The sequence below is a fragment of the Hyphomicrobiales bacterium genome (assembly GCA_030688605.1).
Classification (GTDB): domain Bacteria; phylum Pseudomonadota; class Alphaproteobacteria; order Rhizobiales; family NORP267; genus JAUYJB01.
Window position 1 is genome coordinate 32,206 of record JAUYJB010000069.1, and the last position, 22,712, is coordinate 54,917.

At 65.8% G+C, this 22,712-nt stretch carries 25 protein-coding genes; 17 read left to right on the top strand and 8 right to left on the bottom strand.

Annotated elements, in window-relative coordinates; genetic code table 11:
* The first annotated feature begins 246 nt into the window (after positions 1-246).
* On the top strand, positions 247-1,662 hold the full coding sequence (locus Q8P46_08185) for a hypothetical protein (GenBank protein ID MDP2620141.1): 1,416 nt from the start codon (positions 247-249) through the stop codon (positions 1,660-1,662).
* 42 nt (positions 1,663-1,704) lie between these two features.
* On the top strand, positions 1,705-2,604 hold the full coding sequence (locus tag Q8P46_08190) for a methylenetetrahydrofolate reductase (protein ID MDP2620142.1): 900 nt from the start codon (positions 1,705-1,707) through the stop codon (positions 2,602-2,604).
* A 5-nt stretch (positions 2,605-2,609) separates the two neighbouring features.
* On the opposite strand, the gene gshB is transcribed toward Q8P46_08190, so the two are convergent.
* The 3 genes from gshB to rsmI are packed head-to-tail and all read right to left on the bottom strand — an operon-like array spanning position 2,610 to position 4,872.
* On the bottom strand, positions 2,610-3,551 hold the full coding sequence (gshB, locus tag Q8P46_08195) for a glutathione synthase (protein ID MDP2620143.1): 942 nt from the start codon (positions 3,549-3,551) through the stop codon (positions 2,610-2,612).
* A gap of 56 nt (positions 3,552-3,607) precedes the next feature.
* Entirely contained in the window at positions 3,608-3,994 is a 387-nt protein-coding gene (locus tag Q8P46_08200) for a YraN family protein (protein MDP2620144.1), read from the bottom strand.
* Positions 3,991-4,872 carry a 16S rRNA (cytidine(1402)-2'-O)-methyltransferase gene (rsmI, locus tag Q8P46_08205; GenBank protein ID MDP2620145.1) on the bottom strand — a complete coding sequence of 294 codons (882 nt, stop codon included), beginning with the start codon at positions 4,870-4,872 and terminating at the stop codon, positions 3,991-3,993. Before rsmI ends, Q8P46_08200 begins: the two co-directional genes overlap by 4 nt.
* 205 nt (positions 4,873-5,077) lie before the next feature.
* On the opposite strand from rsmI, the gene Q8P46_08210 reads away from it, so the two are divergent.
* Positions 5,078-6,313 (top strand): penicillin-binding protein activator, encoded by a 1,236-nt coding sequence (locus Q8P46_08210; GenBank protein ID MDP2620146.1) that lies wholly within the window; start codon positions 5,078-5,080, stop codon positions 6,311-6,313.
* Positions 6,314-6,417: 104 nt separating this feature from the next.
* On the opposite strand, the gene hemW is transcribed toward Q8P46_08210, so the two are convergent.
* The 3 genes from hemW to rph are packed head-to-tail and all read right to left on the bottom strand — an operon-like array spanning position 6,418 to position 8,941.
* The gene (gene hemW / locus Q8P46_08215) at positions 6,418-7,605 is read right to left on the bottom strand and encodes a radical SAM family heme chaperone HemW (GenBank protein MDP2620147.1); all 1,188 of its coding nucleotides are present in this window, start codon (positions 7,603-7,605) and stop codon (positions 6,418-6,420) included.
* Positions 7,583-8,197, bottom strand: a complete 615-nt coding sequence (gene rdgB / locus Q8P46_08220; protein ID MDP2620148.1) for an RdgB/HAM1 family non-canonical purine NTP pyrophosphatase — start codon at positions 8,195-8,197, stop codon at positions 7,583-7,585. The genes hemW and rdgB overlap by 23 nt, the downstream gene beginning before the upstream one ends.
* A 33-nt stretch (positions 8,198-8,230) precedes the next feature.
* The gene (gene rph / locus Q8P46_08225; protein MDP2620149.1) at positions 8,231-8,941 is read right to left on the bottom strand and encodes a ribonuclease PH; all 711 of its coding nucleotides are present in this window, start codon (positions 8,939-8,941) and stop codon (positions 8,231-8,233) included.
* A gap of 196 nt (positions 8,942-9,137) precedes the next feature.
* Between rph and hrcA the strand changes: the two genes are divergently transcribed.
* The 11 genes from hrcA to Q8P46_08280 all read left to right on the top strand — a co-directional run bounded on the left by hrcA (position 9,138) and on the right by Q8P46_08280 (position 18,943).
* Positions 9,138-10,202 (top strand): heat-inducible transcriptional repressor HrcA, encoded by a 1,065-nt coding sequence (gene hrcA, locus Q8P46_08230; GenBank protein ID MDP2620150.1) that lies wholly within the window; start codon positions 9,138-9,140, stop codon positions 10,200-10,202.
* 39 nt (positions 10,203-10,241) lie between these two features.
* A complete protein-coding gene (grpE, locus tag Q8P46_08235; GenBank protein ID MDP2620151.1) occupies positions 10,242-11,021 on the top strand; it encodes a nucleotide exchange factor GrpE in 780 nt (259 codons plus the stop codon).
* Positions 11,022-11,134: 113 nt separating this feature from the next.
* Positions 11,135-11,509 carry a VOC family protein gene (locus tag Q8P46_08240; GenBank protein ID MDP2620152.1) on the top strand — a complete coding sequence of 125 codons (375 nt, stop codon included), beginning with the start codon at positions 11,135-11,137 and terminating at the stop codon, positions 11,507-11,509.
* A 277-nt stretch (positions 11,510-11,786) separates the two neighbouring features.
* Positions 11,787-13,730: a molecular chaperone DnaK gene (gene dnaK / locus Q8P46_08245; protein ID MDP2620153.1), complete on the top strand. Its 1,944-nt coding sequence runs from the start codon at positions 11,787-11,789 to the stop codon at positions 13,728-13,730.
* A gap of 125 nt (positions 13,731-13,855) precedes the next feature.
* Positions 13,856-15,010 (top strand): molecular chaperone DnaJ, encoded by a 1,155-nt coding sequence (gene dnaJ, locus Q8P46_08250; protein ID MDP2620154.1) that lies wholly within the window; start codon positions 13,856-13,858, stop codon positions 15,008-15,010.
* Positions 15,011-15,177: 167 nt separating this feature from the next.
* On the top strand, positions 15,178-15,738 hold the full coding sequence (locus Q8P46_08255) for a methyltransferase (protein ID MDP2620155.1): 561 nt from the start codon (positions 15,178-15,180) through the stop codon (positions 15,736-15,738).
* 62 nt (positions 15,739-15,800) lie between these two features.
* Positions 15,801-16,379, top strand: coding sequence for an NAD(P)H-dependent oxidoreductase (locus Q8P46_08260; protein ID MDP2620156.1), 579 nt, complete (start codon positions 15,801-15,803; stop codon positions 16,377-16,379).
* A 78-nt stretch (positions 16,380-16,457) separates the two neighbouring features.
* Positions 16,458-17,168 carry an orotidine-5'-phosphate decarboxylase gene (pyrF, locus tag Q8P46_08265; GenBank protein MDP2620157.1) on the top strand — a complete coding sequence of 237 codons (711 nt, stop codon included), beginning with the start codon at positions 16,458-16,460 and terminating at the stop codon, positions 17,166-17,168.
* Positions 17,165-17,452: a DUF1330 domain-containing protein gene (locus Q8P46_08270; GenBank protein ID MDP2620158.1), complete on the top strand. Its 288-nt coding sequence runs from the start codon at positions 17,165-17,167 to the stop codon at positions 17,450-17,452. Before pyrF ends, Q8P46_08270 begins: the two co-directional genes overlap by 4 nt.
* Positions 17,453-17,479: 27 nt before the next feature.
* Positions 17,480-18,307: a 4-hydroxy-tetrahydrodipicolinate reductase gene (gene dapB, locus Q8P46_08275; protein ID MDP2620159.1), complete on the top strand. Its 828-nt coding sequence runs from the start codon at positions 17,480-17,482 to the stop codon at positions 18,305-18,307.
* A 15-nt stretch (positions 18,308-18,322) separates the two neighbouring features.
* Positions 18,323-18,943, top strand: a complete 621-nt coding sequence (locus Q8P46_08280; protein MDP2620160.1) for a 2,3-bisphosphoglycerate-dependent phosphoglycerate mutase — start codon at positions 18,323-18,325, stop codon at positions 18,941-18,943.
* Between the two features lie 2 nt (positions 18,944-18,945).
* Here the strand turns inward: Q8P46_08280 and Q8P46_08285 are convergent, their stop codons facing one another.
* Positions 18,946-19,854: a bifunctional helix-turn-helix domain-containing protein/methylated-DNA--[protein]-cysteine S-methyltransferase gene (locus Q8P46_08285; protein MDP2620161.1), complete on the bottom strand. Its 909-nt coding sequence runs from the start codon at positions 19,852-19,854 to the stop codon at positions 18,946-18,948.
* A 121-nt stretch (positions 19,855-19,975) separates the two neighbouring features.
* On the opposite strand from Q8P46_08285, the gene nth reads away from it, so the two are divergent.
* Positions 19,976-20,683 (top strand): endonuclease III, encoded by a 708-nt coding sequence (gene nth, locus Q8P46_08290; protein ID MDP2620162.1) that lies wholly within the window; start codon positions 19,976-19,978, stop codon positions 20,681-20,683.
* Here the strand turns inward: nth and Q8P46_08295 are convergent.
* Positions 20,659-21,345, bottom strand: a complete 687-nt coding sequence (locus Q8P46_08295; protein MDP2620163.1) for a sulfate transporter family protein — start codon at positions 21,343-21,345, stop codon at positions 20,659-20,661. The two genes, nth and Q8P46_08295, sit on opposite strands and share 25 nt — an antisense overlap.
* 139 nt (positions 21,346-21,484) lie before the next feature.
* Between Q8P46_08295 and Q8P46_08300 the strand changes: the two genes are divergently transcribed.
* Positions 21,485-22,480 carry an adenosine kinase gene (locus tag Q8P46_08300; protein MDP2620164.1) on the top strand — a complete coding sequence of 332 codons (996 nt, stop codon included), beginning with the start codon at positions 21,485-21,487 and terminating at the stop codon, positions 22,478-22,480.
* Between the two features lie 35 nt (positions 22,481-22,515).
* On the top strand, positions 22,516-22,665 hold the full coding sequence (locus tag Q8P46_08305) for a hypothetical protein (GenBank protein ID MDP2620165.1): 150 nt from the start codon (positions 22,516-22,518) through the stop codon (positions 22,663-22,665).
* The last annotated feature ends 47 nt before the right edge of the window (positions 22,666-22,712 follow it).

The window sequence follows — 22,712 nt, forward strand, 5'->3', positions numbered from 1 at the left end:
GCTCTTCTTCTCTACCATCCCGGCGCGCCATCACGAAGCGGAGACCGGGCCGGGCTGGCGACCCGGTCTCGCACTCCAACCGTGCCCATTGCATCCCACTCATTATCCCACTTTCGGTGTGGGAACTTTTATGGTTGTGGGCTAGCGTGGGACCGGCTTTAAATCCGCCGGGGCGTGGCTGGGGCTGCGGTGCGCTTCCGGGGATGGGTGCCTCCCGGCCGCGGCGGCGAAAGGAAGATGGTTCTCATGAACACCGACGAATTCCTGGGCGAAATCGGCGCCTATTGCCGCGAGGCGGGGCTTGCGGAATCGACCTTCGGGCGGCTCGCCGTCAATGACGGCAAATTCATGTCGCGGATCCGCAACGGCGGGCGCATCACCATGCAGACCCTCGACCGGGTTCGCGATTTCATCGCCGAGCACCCCGCAGACGGTTTCCCAGCCCGGGATTCGCTCCTGAGGGGCGGCGTGCCCAGGGCGCGGATCGCTGTGGCGAGCATGCCGGCGGATGCCGCCCCGCGGACCGTCCCGCCACAGGATTCCAAGCGGAATTTCCGCTTTTTCGACAACCGCCAGAAATATCTGCTGTTCGTCAATACATGCAGCGAGAAATCGGTAATCGGCAACAGGGTCTCGCTGGAGCTGGCGAACATCTACCCGCGCCCGCCGGCGGTGCGTCTGTTCGACGCCGGCATGGGCGACGGCTCGGTGCTGGCGCGCGTCATGCGCTCCATGCATGCGCGTTTTCCCACCATGCCGTTTTACGCCGTCGGCAAGGAGATCAGCCTTGAGGACATCCGCCTGACCCTCGACAAGCTGCCCGACCGGCTCTACGAGCATCCCGCCTCGGTCATCGTGCTGACCAACCTGTTCTACTCCGAGGCGCCCTGGCTGCGCGTCAAGTCGCCGGCGGCGGCCAACAGCATGGTGTGGCGCGAGGTCGCGCTGACCGGCAACTCGGCGCACGGCTTCGAGGAACAGATCAACGACCTGCGGCCGTTCCTGGCCGAGAACTGGAACGTCAGGATCAGCGAAAAGACCGGAAACCCCGTCTATGAGCGCCCGGTCGTTCTGGTGCTCTATCGCGAGGACCACCGGTTTCTGCTCGATCCGATCGTTCCGCGGCCCGGCACCGCGATCGCCGACTTTGACCTGATCATCGCCTCGCAGCCCTATCGGCTGCGCGCTTCGCCCGAGTTCAAGGCCACGCGGGTCGTCTCGCCGCTCGCCCGCGCGCTCGGGCCGGGAGGCCGGGTGATCGCGATCCATTCCCACGGCGACGATCCGGGGCTGGAGATCGTCCAGCGCGTATGGCCGGATGAAGATCCTTATCGCTGCAGCCGCCATGACATTCTCAAGGCGGTGAAGGAGGATCTCGGCACCGACAAGCGCGATCTGAACTTCAATGCCTATTCCGACAGCCGCTCGATCTTCCGCTACGACATGCACACGCTGCCCAGCGAGGTCTCCGGCGCGATCGGCACCTCGACCCTGTTCGCCGCCTGGAACGCCGCCATCTATGTCGCCCAGATCGAGGACGAGCGGCTGAACGATGCGGTCAGGGACGCCCGCTATATCGAGGCCACTGCCGAGGTGCTGCATGAGCACGGCGGGCTCTGGTTCTTCGACGAATCCTTCGTGATCTCGCGACGCCGCAAATGAAGCCGGGATCGGAAAGAGGCGGGGGCCACCTCGGAGGTAAGCATGTCGGGTGAAGCAGGCCGCAGCTTTCAACGCAGACTGATCAGACTGCTTCACGCAGCCTCCGTCGAGGTCCCGGCGCGCCAGCGCGACGGGGTCCATGAGCTGCGCGAACTGTTCGACCCCGGCACCGACGTCTACATCTCCTTTCCGCCATCGGCCGATTACCGCGACGCGCTCGCCACCGCCGTCGCGCTCGCCCGCACCGGCTTCAACCCGGTGCCCCACCTTCCGGCCCGCAGCTTCGCCCGGCCTACGGAACTTGTCGATTTCATCGCCCGCCTGGCCGGAGATGCGGGCGTCAGGCAGGCGCTGGTCATCGGCGGCGATGTCGACCCGCCGCGCGGTCCGTTTGCCGCTGCCATCGATCTGTTGAAGAGCGGGCAGCTTCAGCATCACGGAATAGGCCGGGTCGGTCTTGCCGGCCACCCGGAAGGGCATCCGGTCGTGGCCCGGGCGGTATTGGAGGATGCCCTCCTCGCCAAGATCGCCTTTGCGGCAGAGAGTGGCCTTGAGACCTATCTGGTCACCCAATTTTGCTTCGAGGGAGAGCCCATCCTCGCCTGGCTCGCCTCGCTTTCCCGGCTCGGCATCGCCGTTCCGATTCGCATCGGGGTGGCGGGGCCGGCAACGGCGACGACGCTGTTGCGCTATGCGCTGCGCTGCGGGGTCGGAGACTCGCTTCGCGCGATCCAGACCCGAACCAAGACGATCGGCCGGCTGATCAGCGAAGCAGGCCCCGAGGAGGTGCTGCGCGAGCTCGCGGCGGGGCTCACCGAACGCCCCGACGCGCGGGTCGTGGGCCTCCACTTCTTCCCCTTCGGCGGACTCGGCAAGACCAGCGACTGGATCTCGGACACGCTGAGCCGCCTCTACGCCCAGATCACCCCGGCGGCGGGCTGAGCCACTCAGCCCCGCTTCTTCTCGATGGCGTCCCAGATCATCGCCGCGATGTCGGCGCCGCCGAAGCGCTGTATCTCGCGTATGCCGGTCGGTGAGGTGACGTTGATCTCGGTCAGAAAGTCGCCGATGACGTCGATGCCGACGAAAACCAGTCCGCGGCGTTTGAGCTCCGGCCCGATGCGGGCGCAGATCTCGCGGTCACGCGCGCTCATCTCGATCGCCTCGGGGCGGCCGCCGATATGCAGGTTGGCGCGGGTCTCGTATTCCGCCGGAACGCGGTTGATGATGCCGGCCGGCTCCCCGTCGACGAGGATGATGCGCTTGTCGCCCTTGCGCGCGTCGGTGAGATATTGCTGCACCACGAAGGGCTCCTTGAAGACCTGCTCGAACATTTCCAAGAGGGCGTTGAAATTCGGGTCGTCGCGGCGGGCGCGGAACACGGCTGCCCCGCCATTGCCGTAAAGCGGCTTGAGGATGATGTCCTCGTGCTCCTCGCGGAAGGCGCGGATCGCCGCCGGGTCGCGGGTGATCAGGGTCGCCGGCATGAGGTCGGGAAAATCGTTGACGAACAGCTTTTCCGGCGCGTTGCGGACATGGACGGGATCGTTGACGACCAGGGTTTTCGGGTGGATGCGCTCCAGAAAATGGGTGGTGGTGATGTAGCCCATGTCGAAGGGCGGGTCCTGGCGCAACAGCACGACGTCCAGCTCTTTCAGCCCCAGAGACCGCGGCTCGGAAAGGGTGAAATGGTTGCCCTTCTCGTTGCGCACCTCGACGCCATGGACGCGGGCCGAGACCTCGCCGTCGCGCATGGTGAGTGTGTCCGGCGTGTAATAGAGCATGTCATGACCGCGCCGCTGCGCCTCGAGCATCAGCGCAAAGGTCGAATCGCCCGCGATGTCGATGCGCTCGATGGGATCCATCTGCACGGCGATACGCAGGCTCATGGTCGCGGGCTGCTCCTCATCGAGATGACTGCCGGGGATAACGCGACCGATTTCTATCACAGGCCGTCGCCAAATGCCCGCGGCACATGTTGCGGCCAGCGCCACGGTCTGACCAGAACGAGATCGAAGCTGGCACTGAACTCCTCCGGCAGGGCGCCGCGCAGCCTTGCGGCGGCGAGCCAGGCCTCGGCCGCGCGATGAATGCGCGCGCGCTGGCGCGCGGTCAACACTTCGCCGGCGTCGGGCCGCGCCTTGACCTCGACGAATGCGAAATGCGCGCCGCGACGGGCGATCATGTCGATCTCGCCGAGGCGCACGCGAAAGCGCCTGGCAAGGATACGGTAGCCCTTGAGCCGCAGCAGCGCCGCGGCCAGCGTCTCCGCAGTAAGGCCGCGGCGATAGGAGCGGCGCCGGGCCGTGGACGACACACGGCGACCGCTCATCGCCGCGCGCCCTGTGCGCCGGCAAGCCTGAGCGCGCGGGCATAGAGGCTCTTGCGGGCAAGGCCGGTGCGCTCGGCCGCAACAGTTGCCGCGTCACGCACCGACAAGGTGGCGAGCAGATTGCCGAGCAGCGCGTCGATATCGGCCTCATCCGGCGTCGTCGCCGCCCCGGGGGGCGCGACGACGACGACGATCTCGCCCTTGGGCGGCGGCGCGGCGGCATAGGCCGCGGCGAGCTCATCGAGCGGCGCGCGTCTTGTCTCCTCGAAACGCTTGGTCATTTCGCGCGCGACGGCCGCCTGACGTGGACCGAGCACCGAGGCAAGATCGCCAAGGCTTGCCGCCAGCCGCCGGGGCGACTCGAAGAATAGGAGCGTTGCCGGAACGTCCTTCAGGGTGGCGATCCGCTTGCGCCGCGCGTCGCGCTTCGCCGGCAGAAAGCCTTCGAAAAAGAAGCGGTCGCTGGGCAGGCCGGAAAGGATGAGGGCGCTGATCGCCGCGGTCGGCCCGGGACAGACGGTGAGCGCGTGACCTTGCGCGATGGCTTCGGCGACGAGGCGAAAGCCGGGGTCGGAGACGAGCGGGGTGCCGGCGTCGCTGACGAGCGCCAGACTCTCGCCGCGGGCAAGGCGGGCAAGCAGCATCGGCCGGACTCTGTCGGCATTGTGGTCGTGATAGGCGACAAGCCGCGTCTCAATGCCGTAGTGGGCAGTGAGCCGGCGGGTGATGCGGGTATCCTCGCAAGCGATGCGGTCGACGCCGGCAAGAATCCTCAGCGCCCTCAAGGTGACATCGCCAAGATTGCCGATCGGCGTCGCCACCACATAAAGACCCGGGTCGGGCGCCATGACCGCGATGCGCCGGCCCTCGATCAGCATGCCTCGGAGCGGAGCGGTCGCGCCCGCGCTTCCGGTCGCCGGGTCGATTCTTCTTGGCAAGCGCGATCTCCCTGGTCTACCCATAGGCCTCATGGCCGTTGGGGGGACAATGTGCGGCCATTGCCGCAGCGACCACGTCCGATCCTAGCCTTGCAGCCGAGGCACCGGAAGAGACCGGGTCATGGGCAGACAAGGGAGCCATAGCATGCGACAGCCCAGCTCTGTAGCGGCCGGCGGCACGGCTCGCGCACGGCTGGCGGGGGCGGCGCTGCAATTTGTGGCCTTGTCGGTCGGCATTCTGCTGTCGGGATGCTCCGGCGGCGATCTCATGAGCAGCGGCTTCGGCGCGCTCGACGAACCGCGGTCGGCGCAGACATTCGACGCCATCGGCTCCGGCTCGGTGAAGGTGGCGCTGCTTCTGCCCATGTCGGCGGCCGGAAATGCCGGCAGCACGGCGAGGGCGCTCAAGCAGGCCGCCGAGCTTGCCTTGTTCGAGTTCAACAATCCGGACATCGTTCTCATTCCCAAGGATACGCAAGGCACGGCGGCCGGCGCCACGGCGGCGGCGCAGCAGGCGATCGCCGAGGGCGCGGAGCTGATCGTCGGCCCACTGTTCGCCCAGTCCGTCGCCGCCGCCGGCACCGTGGCACGCGATGCCAATATTCCGGTCATCGCCTTTTCTACCGATTCCAATGTCGCCGGCCGGGGCGTCTATCTGTTGAGCTTCCTGCCCAATGACGACATCGCCCAGATCGTCGAATACGCGGCTGGCCAGGGTCAGACGTCCTTCGCCGCCCTGCTGCCGGAGGATGCCTATGGCACCCTCGCCGAAGGCGTGCTGCACCAGGCGGCCGCGCAATATCGCGCCCAGGTCGGGGCGGTCGAAAAATACGCATCCGATAGCCAGTCCATGGTTGCGGCGGCGACGCGCATCGCCGCGGCCACCAGCGGCCCGCGGCCTACGGTCTCGGCCATTCTGATGCCGGATGGGCCAGCGGCCTTGCCGTCCCTGGCGCCGGTTCTGACCACCAACGGCGTCGATCCGAACAAGATCAAGTTTCTCGGCTCGGGGCAATGGGACGATCCGAAGATCGGCACCGAACAAGCGCTGGTCGGGGGCTGGTACGCGGCGCCCGACCCGGCCGGCTGGCGCGCTTTTGCCAGCCGCTACGAGACCAATTACGGCACCCCGCCGCCGCGCATCGCAACCCTTGCCTATGACGCGGTGAGCCTTGCCGCGGCGCTCGCCCGCCAGCAGCCGGGCCAGCGTTACACCGCCGACACGCTCACCGACCCGAACGGCTTTTCCGGCGTCGACGGTATCTTCCGCTTTCAGGCCAACGGCCTGAACCAGCGCGGGCTCGCCATCCTCGAAGTTCAGCCGGGCGGCGGCAGAGTGATCCGTGCGGCGCCGAAGAGCTTCGCCGCGCGAAGCTTCTAGAGCATGTTCCGCAAAAGTGGGAACCGGTCTTGCGAGAAAAACATGCTCAACCAAGTAGACAGGACCGAAATCCGATTCAGATGCGGCGGATTTCGGTCTAGCCCCTAATCCGTCAGGGCACGGATGACGCTGTTGAGCAGCGGCCGGCCGCTTCTGCTCGCCTGCAGACGGTCCCGGGTCGGCTGCTCGACAAGGCCAAGTTCGGCGAGCACGTTTATCCGCTCCTCGGGCAACCGCGCGCCGCAGATCTCCCCATAGCGGGAAAGCGAGAGCCCATCGCGAAGGCGCAGTCCCATGATCAGATATTCCCATGCCGCCTCGTGCGGGCTCAGCACGTCGTCGGAGAGGAGACCGTGGCCGAGCCTTTCGACCTGACCGAGCCAAGTTTCAGGCCTTTTGAGGGTCTCGGTGGCAAGGCGGCGGCCATCCTCGACGATGCGGCCATGTGCGCCGGCGCCGATGCCGACATATTCGCCGCCGCGCCAATAGACGAGATTGTGCCGCGATTCGCCGCCCGGCACGGCGTGATTGGAGATCTCGTAGGCCGGCAGGCCGGCTTTTTCGCACAGCTCCTGGGTGACATCGTAGAGCGCGCGGGCCTGATCCTCGCCGGGCGTTTCGAGCCTGCCACGGGCAGCGAGGTCGAAGAACGGCGTGCCCTCCTCGATGGTGAGCTGGTAGGCCGAGAGATGGTCGGCGGCGAGCGTGAGCGCGCGGGAAAGCTCCTCAGCCCATTGGCCCACCCCCTGTGCGGGACGGCCATAGATGAGGTCGAAGGAGACACGCGGGAAGGTGGCGCGTGCCATGTCGAAGGCGGCGATGGCTTCGTCCGCGCCGTGAAGCCGCCCCAGCGCCTTCAGGTCGGCGTCGTTCAGCGCCTGCACGCCGAGGGAAAGGCGGTTGACCCCGGCTGCGCGATAGCCCTTGAACCGCTCCGCCTCGACGCTGGTCGGGTTGGCCTCCAGCGTGACCTCGGCGTCGCTTTCCAGTGGCCACAGCGCCGCGATCTCGTCGATGATTGCGGCAACGGTCTCAGCCGCCATCAGCGACGGCGTTCCACCGCCGAAAAAGATGCTTGTGACCGTGCGGCCGGCCGTGCGCCCGGCCATATGGCGCAACTCGGCGCGGTAGGCGCGCGCAAACCGCGTTTGGTCGACGCCGCCGTGGCGGACATGGGAATTGAAATCGCAATAGGGACACTTGGCGGCACAGAATGGCCAGTGCACATAGACCGCAATCGCGTCTTTCTCCCGCGTCGCGGGCGCGGCATCAGGTCTTGCCGAGGCAGCCATCGATCAGCTTCTTGAACGCACGGGCGCGGTGAGACATTGCGTGCTTGCGGGCGGGCTCCATCTCGCCAAAGGTCTCCGTTTGACCGTCCGCAACGAACATCGGGTCGTAGCCGAACCCCTTGTCGCCGCGCGGCGGCCAGATCAGGGCGCCTTCGACCTCGCCCTCGAAAGCCTCCGCATGGCCATCGGGCCAAGCGAGGCACAAGGCGCAGACGAAGCGGGCCCGACGCGAAGTCTTGCCGCTTGCCGCCTGCGCCCGAAGCTCCAGCTCCACCCCCTCCATGGCCTTTGAGAAATCTCTTTTCGGTCCTGCCCAGCGCGCCGAATAGATGCCTGGCGCGCCGCCGAGCGCGTCGACCACAAGACCGGAATCGTCGGCGACCGCCGGCAGGCCGCTCTCTTTCGCCGCAGCCATCGCCTTGAGCCGCGCATTGGCTGCAAACGTATCGCCGGCCTCCGTCGGTTCGGCGAGCGAAAGGTCGTCTGCGGCGATCGTCTCAACGGCGAAAGGGGCCAGCAGATCGCGCATTTCGCGCACCTTGCCCTGATTGTGGCTGGCGACCACGAGCTTGCCTTCCTTCAGCGCACGCATTTCCCGTCAGACCCAGCTACAGCGGTTCCCGCCTTAGGTCACCGCCAATTTCTGCAGATCGACCAGCCGCGCGATGCCCTTGCGGGCGAGGTCGAGCATTTGCAGAAACATCTCTTGGGAGAAGGTTTCGCTCTCGGCGGTTGCCTGTATCTCGACGATGCCGCCGGCGCCGGTGACGACGAAATTGGCGTCGGTGGAGACGGCTTCGTCTTCGACATAGTCGAGATCGAGGATCGGAACGCCGTTGAAGAGACCGCAGGAGACCGCGGCGACATGGTCCTTGATCGGATCTTGGGCCAGCATGTCGCGCGCCATCATCCAGTTGACGCAGTCGCGCAGCGCCACCCAGGCGCCGGTGATCGAAGCGGTGCGGGTACCGCCGTCGGCCTGGATGACGTCGCAATCGACGAGGATCTGGCGTTCGCCGAGCGCTTCGAGATCGACAATGACGCGCAACGAGCGGCCGATCAGCCGCTGAATCTCCTGGGTGCGGCCGCTCTGCCCGGCCTTGGCCTCGCGCCTTGTTCGCTCGGTGGTAGCGCGCGGCAGCATGCCATACTCCGCCGTCACCCAGCCGCGTGCCTGGCCGCGCAGCCACGGCGGAACGCGCTCCTCGAGACTTGCGGTGCATAGCACATGGGTCTCGCCGCAGCGGATCAGGCAGGAGCCCTCGGCGTGGCGCGAATAGCCGCGTTCGAGCGTGATCGGGCGCAGTTCGTCGGCGGCTCGTTTAGAAGGGCGCATTCTGGCTCCGGTTTGCGAATATCGAGCTTATCTAGCCCCCCGCCGTGCGAGCGGCAAAGGCTTTTCCCGGGAGCAGTGCGGTTTCCACCTCAACCACCTTGGTTGACGCTAATGGCGGGCGTTCCTAAATTGCGGCTCTAGAGCACGATCCGGTTTTGACGGAAACAGCGACCGCCATCGGCCCAACAGCGTAACCATGGCCCCGACCCAGTCCGGTTTCACCGATCTCAACGAGCGCTCGCGCGAGATTTTCCGGCGCATCGTCGAAACCTATCTTAACTCCGGCGAGCCGGTCGGCTCGCGCAATGTCAGCCGCCAGCTGCCGGTGGCATTGTCGCCGGCCTCGGTGCGCAACGTCATGGCCGATCTGGAGGATCTCGGGCTCATCTACGCGCCGCACACGTCCGCTGGGCGGCTGCCGACGGAGCTCGGTTTGCGCTTCTTCGTCGATGCCTGCCTCGAGATCGGCAATCTTACCGAACAGGAGCAAGCGGAGATCGAAGCGACGGTGGCCGGCAGCGTGCGTTCCGGCGGCGCGGCGGACCTTCTCGAAGAGGCGTCCAGCCTGTTGTCGGGCCTGAGCCGGGGGGCGGGGATTGTGCTGGCGTCAAAGCGCGACAAGCGGCTGCGTCATGTGGAGTTCGTGCGCCTGGAGGCGACGCGCGCGCTGGTGGTACTGGTCGGCGAGGACAGCGACGTCGAGAACCGCGTCATCGACCTTCCGCGGGGCATGCCGGCGGCCGCCCTGACCGAAGCTTCCAACTATCTGAGTGCGCAGATCCGCGGCCGCACCATCGCCGAGGTCAAGGCGATGATCGAGGAAGAGCACGCGCTGCAGAAGGGGGAAGTCGACGCGCTGACTCGCGAGATCGTGGAAGCCGGTCTTGCAAGCTGGGCGGGGCTGTCGGACGGCGAATCCAAGACGCTGATCGTGCGCGGCCAGGCGAATCTGCTCGAAGACCTCAATGCGATCGAGGATATCGAGCGCATCCGCCTGTTGTTCGACGATCTGGAGAAGAAGAGCGAGCTGATCCAGCTTCTCGGGCTTGCCGAGGACGCCGAAGGGGTGCGCATCTTCATCGGCTCGGAGAACAAGCTGTTCTCACTGTCCGGCTCTTCGCTGATCATGGCGCCGTACCGCAATGACAATCAGATGGTGGTCGGCGTGCTCGGCGTCATCGGCCCGACAAGGCTCAATTACGCGCGTATCGTGCCCGTCGTCGACTATACCGCCAAGCTGGTCAGCCGATTGCTGACTTGATTTCACCCCCCAAGCGCCGATATGCGAGGGCACGTAGAGATGCCAGTTTCGCATGACGGGATGATCATGGACGACAGCGACAAGAAACACCCCGACACGCCGGCAGAGGATCAGCCGGACGCCCAGGCCGCCCCGAAAGAGGAGAGCGGCGCGGCCGAGGCGAAAGCCATGAGCGACGAGACGCCGTGGGCCGGCGGCGCGGAAGCTGCCGAGGAAGCGGCTGCCGAAGATGCGCTCGCCGCACTTCAGGCGGAAAACGACAAGCTCAAGGATCAGCATCTGCGGGCGCTCGCCGAGATGGAGAATCTCCGCCAGCGCACGGCGCGCGAGGTCCGCGAGGCGCGCGCCTATGCGATCGCCAATTTCGCCCGCGACGTGCTCGCCGTCGGCGACAATCTGCGCCGCGCCATCGAGGCCGTCCCTCGGGCCGAGCGGGCGGCCGCAGACCCGGCGCTGGCGGCTCTGCACGAAGGCGTCGAGATGACTGAGCGGGAGCTTCAGAACATGCTGGAAAAGCACCAGGTCAGGCGCATCGACCCCAAGGGCGAGCGCTTCGATCCGCATTTCCACCAGGCCATGTTCGAGGTTCCGAACGAAGAGGTGGCAAGCGGCACGGTGGTCGAGGTGGTCCAGGCCGGCTACGTTATCGGCGAACGGGTGCTGCGTCCGGCGATGGTCGGCGTTTCCAAGGGCGGGCCGAAGCCGGCCGCCGCGACGGCGAGCGAGGCCGAAGCGCCGGCCGAAGCGGCCGAGACAGCCGAAGGCAGTGTGAACGCAAACGACAACAAACCCGGCGCCGCCACCGACAAGGGGGCGTAGCCTGTTATCTGTTCGGTTGTTCGCCTGATGGCGCTCTCGGGCTGTTGATTTCTCTTGGCCCCGCCCACCGGCCTATGATCGGCGCACCAAAAGCTGCGCATGGGAGAGCGGCCATGGCCGACCATGGACATTTCTACTGGAACGAGCTGATGACCCGCGATGTGGAGGGGGCCAAGGAATTCTACGGCAAGACTATCGGCTGGTCGTTCCAGGGCATGCCGATGGAGAACGGCACCTACTGGATCGCCATGGTTGGCGAGACGCCGGTCGGCGGCATCATGGAGATGAAGGGCGATCGGTTCGAAGGGGTTCCGCCGCACTGGTTCAGCTATATCGCCGTCGATGACGTCGACGCCCGGGTGACCGAGATCAAGGCCGGCGGCGGCGAAGTGCTGCGGCCGGTCTTCGAGGTCCCCGGCGTCGGCCGCATCGCCATTCTCAAGGATGCAAGCGGCGCCGTGATCGGCTGGATCACGCCGGCGCGCTAGAAAAGTCCCGACGACGTTTGTCTTCGAAACCTTTTGTTAACCATGCCGGCGGTTCTGTGTTTCCTGGCACAGGAAAATCGCCCGGGGATCGGCCATGGGAACCTTGCCCGCGCGACTTGCGGGCGAAAAGCCACTTTCTTATATAAGCCGCGGAGCGCAATAACCGGCGCGAAGCCCCTTGGGGACCGGTCAGGCGCCATTTCTCTAACGTGAAGTGGACCGGGTGCTTGGCGAACAAGGCCCGGACGGTCCGCCAGATGAACAGAGGTTTGAGGACATGAGCAAAGTCATCGGCATCGACCTCGGCACGACGAACTCGTGTGTCGCGGTCATGGACGGCAAGACGCCGAAAGTCATCGAGAACGCGGAAGGCGCGCGCACGACTCCTTCCATGGTCGCCTTCACCGACGAGGGCGAACGGCTGGTCGGCCAGCCGGCCAAGCGCCAGGCGGTGACCAATCCGGAAAAGACGTTCTTCGCCATCAAGCGGCTGATCGGGCGCACCTATGACGACCCGATGACCCAGAAGGACAAGAAGCTCGTCCCCTACAAGATCGTGCGCGCCGACAATGGCGACGCCTGGGTCGCGGCCAATGGCGACAAATATTCCCCTTCGCAGATTTCCGCTTTCATCCTGCAGAAGATGAAGGAGACCGCCGAATCCTATCTCGGTCAAAAGGTCGAGAAGGCGGTGATCACCGTGCCCGCCTATTTCAACGACGCCCAGCGCCAGGCGACCAAGGACGCCGGCAAGATCGCAGGCCTCGAGGTACTGCGCATCATCAACGAGCCGACGGCGGCCGCTCTCGCCTACGGGCTCGACAAGAGGGAAGGCAAAACCATCGCCGTCTACGATCTTGGCGGCGGCACATTCGACATTTCGATCCTTGAGATCGGCGACGGCGTGTTCGAGGTCAAGTCGACTAACGGCGACACCTTCCTCGGCGGCGAGGATTTCGACATGCGGCTCGTCAATTATCTCGCTGACGAGTTCAAGAAGGAGCAAGGCATCGACCTGCGCAACGACAAGCTCGCCTTGCAGCGCCTCAAGGAGGCCGCGGAGAAGGCCAAGATCGAGCTTTCCTCGGGCCAACAGACCGAGATCAATCTGCCCTTCATCACCGCCGACGCCTCCGGCCCCAAGCACCTGACGATGAAGCTGACGCGGGCCAAGTTCGAGGCGCTGGTCGACGATCTGGTGCAAAGGACCGTCGGCCCATGCAAGTCGGCGCTGAAGGACGCTGAGCTTTCGGCCGGCGAGATCCATGAGGTAATCCTGGTCGGTGGCATGACCCGCATGCCGAAGGTCCAGGAGACGGTAAAGCGGTTCTTCGGCAAGGAGCCGCACAAGGGCGTCAACCCGGACGAGGTCGTCGCCATGGGTGCCGCGATCCAGGCCGGGGTGCTACAGGGCGACGTCAAGGACGTGTTGCTGCTTGACGTGACGCCGCTGTCGCTCGGCATCGAGACACTGGGCGGCGTGTTCACCCGCCTGATCGACCGCAACACCACGATCCCGACCAAGAAGAGCCAGATCTTTTCGACCGCCGAGGACAATCAGAACGCGGTTACCATCCGCGTGTTCCAGGGCGAGCGCGAGATGGCGACCGACAACAAGCTGCTCGGCCAGTTCGACCTGGTGGGCATTCCCTCCGCCCCGCGCGGCGTGCCGCAGATCGAGGTCGCCTTCGACATCGACGCCAACGGCATCGTCAACGTCTCGGCCAAGGACAAGGCGACCGGCAAGGAGCAGCAGATCCGCATCCAGGCCTCCGGCGGCCTTTCCGACCAAGACATCGAGAAGATGGTCAAGGACGCCGAGGAGCACGCCGATGAGGACAAGAAGCGAAAAGCACTCGTCGAGGCCAAGAACCAGGCCGAGGCCCTGATCCACTCCACCGAGAAGACGCTCAAGGAGCACGGCGACAAGATCTCCGAGGCCGACAAATCGACCATCGAGGCGGCGATCTCCGAACTGAAGACCACCGCGGAGGGCGACGACGCCGTCGCCATCAAGGCCAAGAGCGAGGCGCTGGCGCAAGCGGCGATGAAGCTCGGCGAAGCCATGTACCAGGCGAGCCAGTCTGAGGCGTCCGAGGCCGGCGACAGCGGCGAGGGAGGTGACAAGCCCGCCAACGGCGCATCCGCGTCCGGTGAATCGGACGTCGTCGACGCCGACTTCGAAGAAGTCGAGGACGACGAGAGCAAGAAGTCGGCTTGAGCTCCCGGAGCAGTCCGCAATGGGGGCCGGGCCCTTCCTTGTCATCAAGTTCGGCGAGCGCCGGCTGGCGCGCCGCCAGTGCGCGTCGCGGCGGCGCCGCCTCTTGACGCATAGCGGATCGCGCCATGGCCAAGCGTGACTATTACGACGTTCTCGGCGTGCCGAAAAACGCCGACGACGCGGCGATGAAGTCGGCCTTCCGCAAGCTCGCCATGAAATATCACCCAGACCGCAATCCGGGTGATGCCGGCGCGGAAAAGCGGTTCAAGGAAATCAACGAAGCCTACGAGGCGCTGAAGGACCCGCAGAAGCGCGCGGCCTATGACCAGTTCGGCCATGCCGCCTTCGAAATGGGCGGCGGCGGGCCGGGGGCGCGTCCCGGCGCCGGCTTCGGCCAGGATTTCGCCTCCTCCATGTCCGACATTTTCGAGGATCTATTCGGCGAATTTGTCGGCGGGGGACGCGGCCGGCCGCGGCAACGCTCCGGGCGCGAGCGCGGCGCCGATCTGCGCTACAATATGGAAATCTCGCTGGAGGAGGCGTTCCGCGGCAAAACCGCCCAAATCCGCGTGCCGACCAGCATCACCTGCGAGACCTGCAGTGGCTCCGGCGCCAAGGCGGGAACCAGCCCGAAGACCTGCTCGATGTGCGGCGGCCTGGGAAAGGTCCGCGCCAGCCAGGGATTCTTCACCATCGAGCGGGTTTGCACCGCCTGCCAGGGACGCGGCCAGGTGATCGAAGATCCCTGCCGGGATTGCTCCGGGTCTGGCCGCGTTGCTCGCGAGCGCACCCTGTCGGTCAACATCCCGGCCGGCGTCGAAGACGGCACCCGCATCCGGCTTGCGGGCGAGGGCGAGGCCGGTGTACGCGGCGGGCCGACCGGCGATCTCTACATCTTCCTGTCGATCAAACCGCACGAGCTGTTCCAGCGCGACGGCGCGGACCTTTTCTGCCGCGTGCCGATCTCCATGGTGACCGCCGGCCTCGGCGGCCAGGTCGAGGTGCCGACGGTTGACGGCGGGCGCACGCGGGTGAAAATTCCCGAAGGGACCCAATCCGGAAAACAGTTCCGCCTGCGCGGCAAGGGAATGCCGATCCTGCGCACAAACCAATATGGCGACATGTACATTCAGACGGTTGTCGAGACGCCGCGGAATCTGAACCGCAAGCAAAGGGATCTCCTGAAGCAGTTCGACGCGGCCTCGAGTCCGCAGACGCATCCGGAGTCCTCGGGCTTCTTCGCCCGTGTCAAGGAATTCTGGGATGGCATCGGCGACTAAGCAAATGAACGCCAAAAGCCTTGCCGGCAGGGAGAAGAGGCGTGAGTCACGGCCAGAGCCTGCTTAAGAAAGATAAAGATATTGCGACCCTGCGCCGGCGGGCCAAATATGCCGTGCAACGCCGCCGCAGGAAATTCGCCACCGCAGCACGGCGCCGGTTCGACACTCTGAAGGATGACCTTCGCTTTTCCTTCGAATGGGCGGCGCGGCCGCGGGCCGTGGGCGCCATCGCGCCGAGCGGGAGGTCCTTGGCGCGCGCCATGGCCCGCGAGGTTGACCCGTCGATCCCCGGGCCGGTCGTCGAGCTCGGCCCCGGCACCGGCGTCATCACCCGCGCCCTCATCGCCCGCGGCGTAGCCGAGGATCGGCTTATCCTGGTCGAGGCGAATCGTGGCTTTGCCGCTCTTCTCAAGGAGCGGTTCCCGCGTGCCACGGTGGTGGCCGACGATGCCTTCGCGCTCTCGCGTATTCTGCGCGCGGTCGGCCGCGTGCCGGTCGCGGCTGTCGTCTCCGGCCTCCCACTGTTCAACCAGCCGATGTTCCGCCGCCTGCGTCTCCTCGCCCAGGCCCTGTCGATCATGGATCCGCGCGGCTGTTTCGTTCAGTTTTCATACCATGTGATGCCGCCGATCCCGGGACGTTACGGCAGTTTCACGGTGCGCGGCACGCCGCGGGTGTGGCGCAATCTGTTTCCGGCTCGCGTCTGGGTCTATCGGCGCTGCGCCTAGGCCATGATTCGGTCGGATGGAACAATCCTGCCGGGTCATGCTTTAGGCACACGGAGATCGTTTTGCCTGTCAAAATCCTCTTTCTCGCCGGCAGCACCCGGGAAGGCTCGTTCAATAGGCGGCTTGCCCGCGCCGCGGCAGCAGAGGCGCGCGCCCAAGGCGGCGACGTGACGCATATCGAGCTGACCGATCACGATCTGCCGATTTACAATGCGGACCTTGAAGCGTCGAAGGGGCTGCCGGAAACCGCGGTGAAGCTGAAGGACCTGTTCAAGTCCCACCGCGCCATCTTCATCGCCTCTCCGGAATACAATGCCGGCGTCACGCCGCTCCTGAAGAACACCCTCGACTGGGTCTCGCGCAAGGGCACGGACGAGGCTGGGCTTCAAGCGTTTCGCGGCAATGTCTTTGCCATCTCTTCCGCCTCCCCCGGCATGTTCGCCGGCATGCGCTCCCTGCTGATGCTGCGCCAGATCCTCATGGTCGGCACCGGCGCGCTGGTCATCCCCGAACAGGTCGCCATCGCCCACGCGCGCGACGCCTTTGCCGAGGACGGCAGCCTCACCGGCGAGCGCGCGGCCCAAATGCTGAAAGCGCAGATCGCGCGGCTGATCGAGGTGGCGGGCAAGCTTTACCCCTGAACCGGGACAAGTGATTTCCCATCGCCCGATAATGCTCTAAAACCGTGCCGTCCCTTTCGCCCCGTCTGGCTCGGTTTCATGCAAGCACCTCCGCTTGACCCCAAGGACCGTCTGATCGTCGCCCTCGACGTGGCCAGCTTGGCCGAAGCCGAACGATTGCTCGCCCGGCTGGGTGATGCTGTCGGCTTCTACAAGATCGGCTACCGCCTCGGCTTTGCCGGCGGGCTCGATCTCTCCCGCCGCCTAATCGACGCCGGAAAGCAGGTCTTTCTCGATTTCAAGCTGCACGACATCGCCAGCACGGTGAAGGAGGGTGTGGCCAGCCTTGCTTCGACGGGCGCACGCTTTGCCACCGTCCACGCCTATCCGCAGACCATGCAGGCAGCCCTCGAAGGACGCGGCGACAGCGCCCTGGGCATCCTTGCGGTGACGGTACTCACCTCCTATGACGACGACGACCTCAGGCAGGCCGGCTACCGCTGCACCGTCGCCGAACTTGCCCGGCTGCGCGCTCGGCAGGCGCTCAAGATCGGTATTGACGGTCTGGTCTGCTCGCCATGGGAGGTTTCCGCCGTGCGCGCACTTGTCGGCGAGAACATGGTGCTGGTGACGCCCGGAATCCGCCCGGCCGGGGTCGATGCCGGCGATCAGAAGCGGATCATGACGCCGGCAGCGGCCATCGCCGCCGGGGCCGATTATTTGGTCGTCGGACGGCCGGTCGTCGCAGCGGAGGATCCGCGCGCGGCGGCGATTGCCATCATCGCGGACATCGCGGAGGAGACAGGATGAAAGGTTATTGGATTGCGCGGGTCAGCGTTACGAACCCGGAAAGATACCCGGACTATCTCAAGGCCAGCGTTGCGGCGTTCGGGAAATACGGGGCCAGGTTCCTTGTCCGCGGCGGCGAATTCACCGCGCTTGAGGGAGAGGCGCGCGAGCGCAACGTGGTCATCGAGTTCCCGGATTACGAGTCCGCGCTTGCCTGCTACCACTCGCCGGAATATCAGGCTGCGGCCAGGATTCGCCAGGAGAGCTCGGTCGGCGAGCTGATGATCGTCAAGGGCGTCGAATAGGCCATCTGCGGCGATGGAGGATGCGCGATGAGCGAGATGAAGCTGGTGGTGGTCGGCGCCGCGGGCCGCATGGGCCGGACGCTCATTCGTTGCGTTTGCGAAACGGACGGCTGCGCGCTCACGGGCGCCATCGAGCAGGCGGGCTCGCCGGATCTCGGCGCCGACGCGGGAGAACTTGCCGGAATAGGCCCGATCGGGGTCCAGCTCGGCGCCGATCCGCTGCCCGTCTTCGCCGAGGCCGAGGGGGTCCTCGACTTCACCACGCCCGAGGCGAGCCTGTCGTTCGCCGAGTTTGCCGCCCAGGCGCGCATCGTCCATGTGATCGGCACCACCGGTTTTTCGGCCGAGCAGGAAGAAGAGATCAAGGCGGCGGCGCGCCACGCGGTGATCGTCAAGTCCGGCAATATGAGCCTCGGCGTCAACCTCATCGCCGGCTTGGTCCGGCAGGCGGCAGCAGCGCTCGACGACGGCTTCGACATCGAGGTCCTGGAGATGCATCACCGCCACAAGGTCGACGCGCCTTCCGGCACCGCGCTGCTCTTAGGCAATGCGGCGGCAGACGGGCGCGGCATCAGCCCCGCGGCCCACGCGGTCAGGGTGCGCGACGGCCATTCCGGACCGCGGGGGAGGGGCGATATCGGTTTTGCCAGCTTGCGCGGCGGCTCGGTGGTCGGTGAGCACACGGTGATCTTCGCCGGCCAGGACGAACGAATCGAGCTGACGCACCGCGCCGCCGACCGGGGCATCTTCGCCCGCGGCGCGCTCAAGGCGGCACTGTGGGGGCGCGGCAAGAAGCCCGGACTCTACTCCATGGCCGATGTGCTAGGACTGGCCGGGCCGCAGGCCAGCGAATAGGAGACAAAGGCAACCATGGAGCGGCTTCTCGTCCTCGTGCGCCACGGCCAGAGCGAGTGGAACCTGAAGAATCTGTTCACCGGCTGGCGCGATGTCGGCCTGAGCGAGCAGGGCGTTGCGGAGGCCATGGATGCGGGCAAGAAGCTGCAGAAGCTGGGGATGAAATTCGACCGCGCCTATACCAGCGCGCTTTCCCGCGCCCAGGTGACGCTCGATCTGATGCTCAAGGAGATCGGCCAGCCGGACCTGGAGACCCGCCGCGACCAGGCGCTGAACGAGCGCGACTATGGCGACCTTGTCGGCCTGAACAAAGACGATGCGCGCAAGAAATGGGGCGCCGAGCAGGTGCACAAATGGCGCCGCTCCTACGACATGGCGCCGCCCGGCGGCGAAAGCCTGAAGGACACCGCCGCGCGCGTGCTTCCCTACTATCTGCGGAACATCCTGCCCGACGTGCTTTCCGGCAAGCGCATTCTGGTCTCGGCCCACGGCAATTCCCTGCGGGCGCTGGTCATGGTGCTCGACCGGCTGTCCGAAAAAGAAGTGACCGAGCTCAATCTCGACACCGGCGTGCCGATGATCTACCGGCTCAACGCCGATTCCACCGTCGCGTCCAAAGAGATACTGAAAGACTGAGGTCAGGCGCCCTTCGCCAGCCCCGCCTCCCAGCCGATGATGGCGCGCTTGCGCGTCAGCCCCCAGTGGTAACCGGTGAGCGCGCCGCTCTTGCCCAGCACCCGGTGGCACGGCACCACGAAGGAAACGGGATTGCGGCCGACCGCGGCACCGACCGCCCTGGCGGCCTTCGGCCTGCCCAGATGGGCGGCGATGTCGCCATAGGTGGTGACGCGGCCGAGGGGAATCCTTAACAGCGTGCGCCAGACGCGGACCTCGAAATCGGTGCCGATCAGCACCACCCGCAGCGGCTCGCCCGCATTCCACAAAGTGGCATCGAAGATACGCCCGGCGAGCTTCGATGTGCGCGCAGGGTCTTCGACATAGTTGGCCTTCGGCCAGCGGCGCATCATGTCGGCCAGGACGCCCGCCCGGTCGTCCGGGCTATCGGCAAAGGCAAGGCCGGCGAGCCCGCGCGGGCTTGCCATGACCAGCGCCTCTCCGAACGGCGAAGGATGAAAGCCGTAAACGATCTTGAGCCCGGCGCCGCCCGCCTTGTACTCTCCCGGCGACATGGCCTCATGAGCGACGAACAGGTCGTGCAGCCTTCCCGGTCCCGACAGCCCGACCTCCAGGGCCGTGTCGAGCACGCTTGCCGAATCGCGCAGCAATGCGCGGGCATGGTCGAGGGTGAGAGCCTGCAGGAACTCTTTCGGGCTCAATCCCGCCCAACGCTTGAACAGGCGCTGGAAATGCGCCTCGCTCAAGCCCACGTCGGCGGCGACGGCGGCTAGCGCCGGCTGCTCGAGCCTGTTCTCGGTCAGATAGGCGATGGCCCCGCATACGCGCCTATAGTCTTCCGGGTCGAAATCCCCAGCCAGCGCCGGAACGGCGCTGCCACGCGCCCCATGCGCGCTCGCAATCGTGCTCATGAGAGGCTGCATAGCCCTGCTCCGTAGTTTCTAAATCTAACCCACTTTCCGCGCATTTTCGCGCCTTTGCCACCCGAAAGCTGCGCGGGCGGGGCGTTTCGAATCATTGTATAGATCGCCGATGTCCCGCGGCACGCAAGAGAAGGCGAGCAAGCGCGCCGCTTCCGGCGCCAGGCCCGCGCGCGGCGCGCGCCTTTCGGACACGGAGGTCACCGAGCTTTTCACCCGCCTCAGGGCGGCGCGACCGGATCCCCGCAGCGAGCTCGACTACATCAACCCCTATACGCTGCTGGTGGCGGTCGTACTCTCCGCCCAGGCGACCGATGTCGGCGTCAACAAGGCGACCGGTCCCCTGTTCGCGATCGCCGATACGCCGCAGAAAATGGTCGCGCTCGGCGAGGACCGGCTGCGCGACATGATCAGGACCATCGGCCTTTACCGCAACAAGGCGAAAAACGTCATCGCCCTGTCGCAAAAGCTCATCGGCGAGCATGGCGGCGAGGTGCCGCGCGACCGCGCCAGCCTCGAAGCGCTTCCCGGCGTCGGGCGCAAGACCGCGAACGTGGTTCTCAACGTCGCTTTCGCCATGCCGACCATCGCGGTGGACACCCACATTTTCCGGGTCGCCAACCGCACCGGCCTGGCGCCGGGCAAGGACGTGCTCGAGGTCGAAAAGCAATTGGAGGCGCGGGTGCCGGAGGAATTCCGCCTCCACGCCCACCATTGGCTGATCCTGCATGGCCGCTATGTGTGCAAGGCGCGCAAGCCCGACTGCCCGGTCTGTCCGATCAACGATATCTGCCGCTACGAGGCCAAGACGCTTCCCTGATCCCCGGCCCCCTGCACGCGTTTGAACAGATGCACCATGAAGGCGGTGGCGAACAATGGCGTCAGAAGATTGAGGAGCGGGACCGCCAACAGGCCTGCGATCATCAGCCCGCCGAGAAACACTTGCACGCGGTTTGTCCGGCGCAGCCGCTTGGCCTCGGCCTGGGGCAGGTGGCGCAGCGCCGCGAGCTCGAAATATTCGCGGCCGATGAGATAGCCGTTGGCGACGAGAAAGACGACCAGATTGATGCCCGGAAGGAGCAGAAGGAGCAGGGCGCCGATGTTGACCAGCACCACCACCACGGCGAACTTGGCCGACAGCATCAGAGAGCGGGCGACCGGCAAATCGCGTCCGGGCGGATCGTCGGGATAGTCGCTGGCCTCCACATGGGCTGCGATTTCGTCGAGGAACAGGCCGGCCACCAGCGAGGTGATCGGACCGACGAGAAACGCCATGCCGACCAGGAGCCCGAGCCCGGCGAAAACCGCGATCGCCGCGTCGAGCCACAGATAGGGCAGGGTGAGGAAATGGCCGAGCATGGCTTGCAGCGCAAGCCATATGACCACCAGCAAGGCCAACGTCAGCCCGAGCGAGCGCCACAGAACGTTGCGGAATGGCGGCGAAAGGACCTGATTGATGGCCTTGACGGCGGCTTCGAGCATGGCGGTCGATCTCCTGCGGAGCGGAAATCACGAGATTACCGCCGCCGGCATCGCAAGCAAGGCCGCCTTGTGAGACCGCATGCTGCGGCTATACTCCGGATCGATTCTCGCAAGCGCCCCGTGCCTGGGAAAAATCTTCATGTCGAAGCGGCTCGACGTTCTCGGAATCGGCAATGCCATCGTCGACGTTCTGGCCCGCGCCGACGACCGCTTTCTTGTCGATCACGGCATGGTCAAGGGTACGATGCGGCTGATCGACGCCGCGGAGGCCGAACGCCTCTACGACGCCATGGGTCCGGCGGTCGAGGTCTCCGGCGGCTCGGCGGCCAACACCATCGCCGGCCTCGCCGCGCTCAACGCCAAGGCCGCATTCATCGGCATCGTCCGCGACGACCAGCTCGGCAAAGTCTTCCGCCACGACATCACCTCGCTGGGCGTGCATTTTCCCACCCCCTCGCGCGAGCAGGGCGAGCCGACCGGGCGCTGCCTCGTGCTGGTCACGCAGGATGGGCAGCGGACCATGAACACCTATCTCGGCGCAAGCCAGCTTTTGGGGCCGGACGATGTTGACGAAGCGGCCGTCGCGCGCGCCGAGGTCCTCTATCTCGAGGGCTATTTGTTCGATCCGCCACCGGCCAAGGAGGCTTTCTACAAGGCGGCAAGGCTGGCGCATGAGAATGGCGGCAAGGTCGCGCTGACGCTTTCCGATCCCTTCTGCGTTACGCGCCACCGCGAGGAATTTCGCGTGCTCGTCAAGGACGAGGTCGACATCTTGTTCGCCAACGAGGCGGAGATCATGGCGCTCTACAAGGCCAACTCCTTCGAGCAGGCGCGCGAGGCCGTGCGTCCGCAGGTGCCGATCGCGGCGCTCACCCGCAGCGAGCACGGCTCGGTCGTCATCGCCGGCGAGGAGACCCATGTGGTGCCGGCGGAGCCCGTCTCCTATGTCGCCGACACGACCGGAGCCGGCGATCTTTACGCCGCAGGCTTCCTCTACGGCCTGGGCCGCGACCTTCCGCTTTCAGACTGCGCCCGCTTCGGCAACCTTGCCGCCGGCGAGATCATCTCGCACATCGGCGCCCGGCCGGAAACAGACCTCGCCCATCTGGCAAGAGTAAGAGGATTGCTCGGCTAGAGCGGTTCATGGTGATAGGGAACCATTTGACCGGGATGATTTTGCGCCGTGGCCAGGCGCGGCTCGCCGGGCGATGCGGTGCATCGGCCAACAGCCGCAACACCGCCACGGCGCAAAAGAACCCGGCCTTCGGTGGGCCAAATCGGCCCATCGAATCGAACCCCTATAACCATGAACCGCTCTAGAGTTTCCGCAGCGCCACTGTCTCGATGGCGTGGTCCGATCCCTTGGA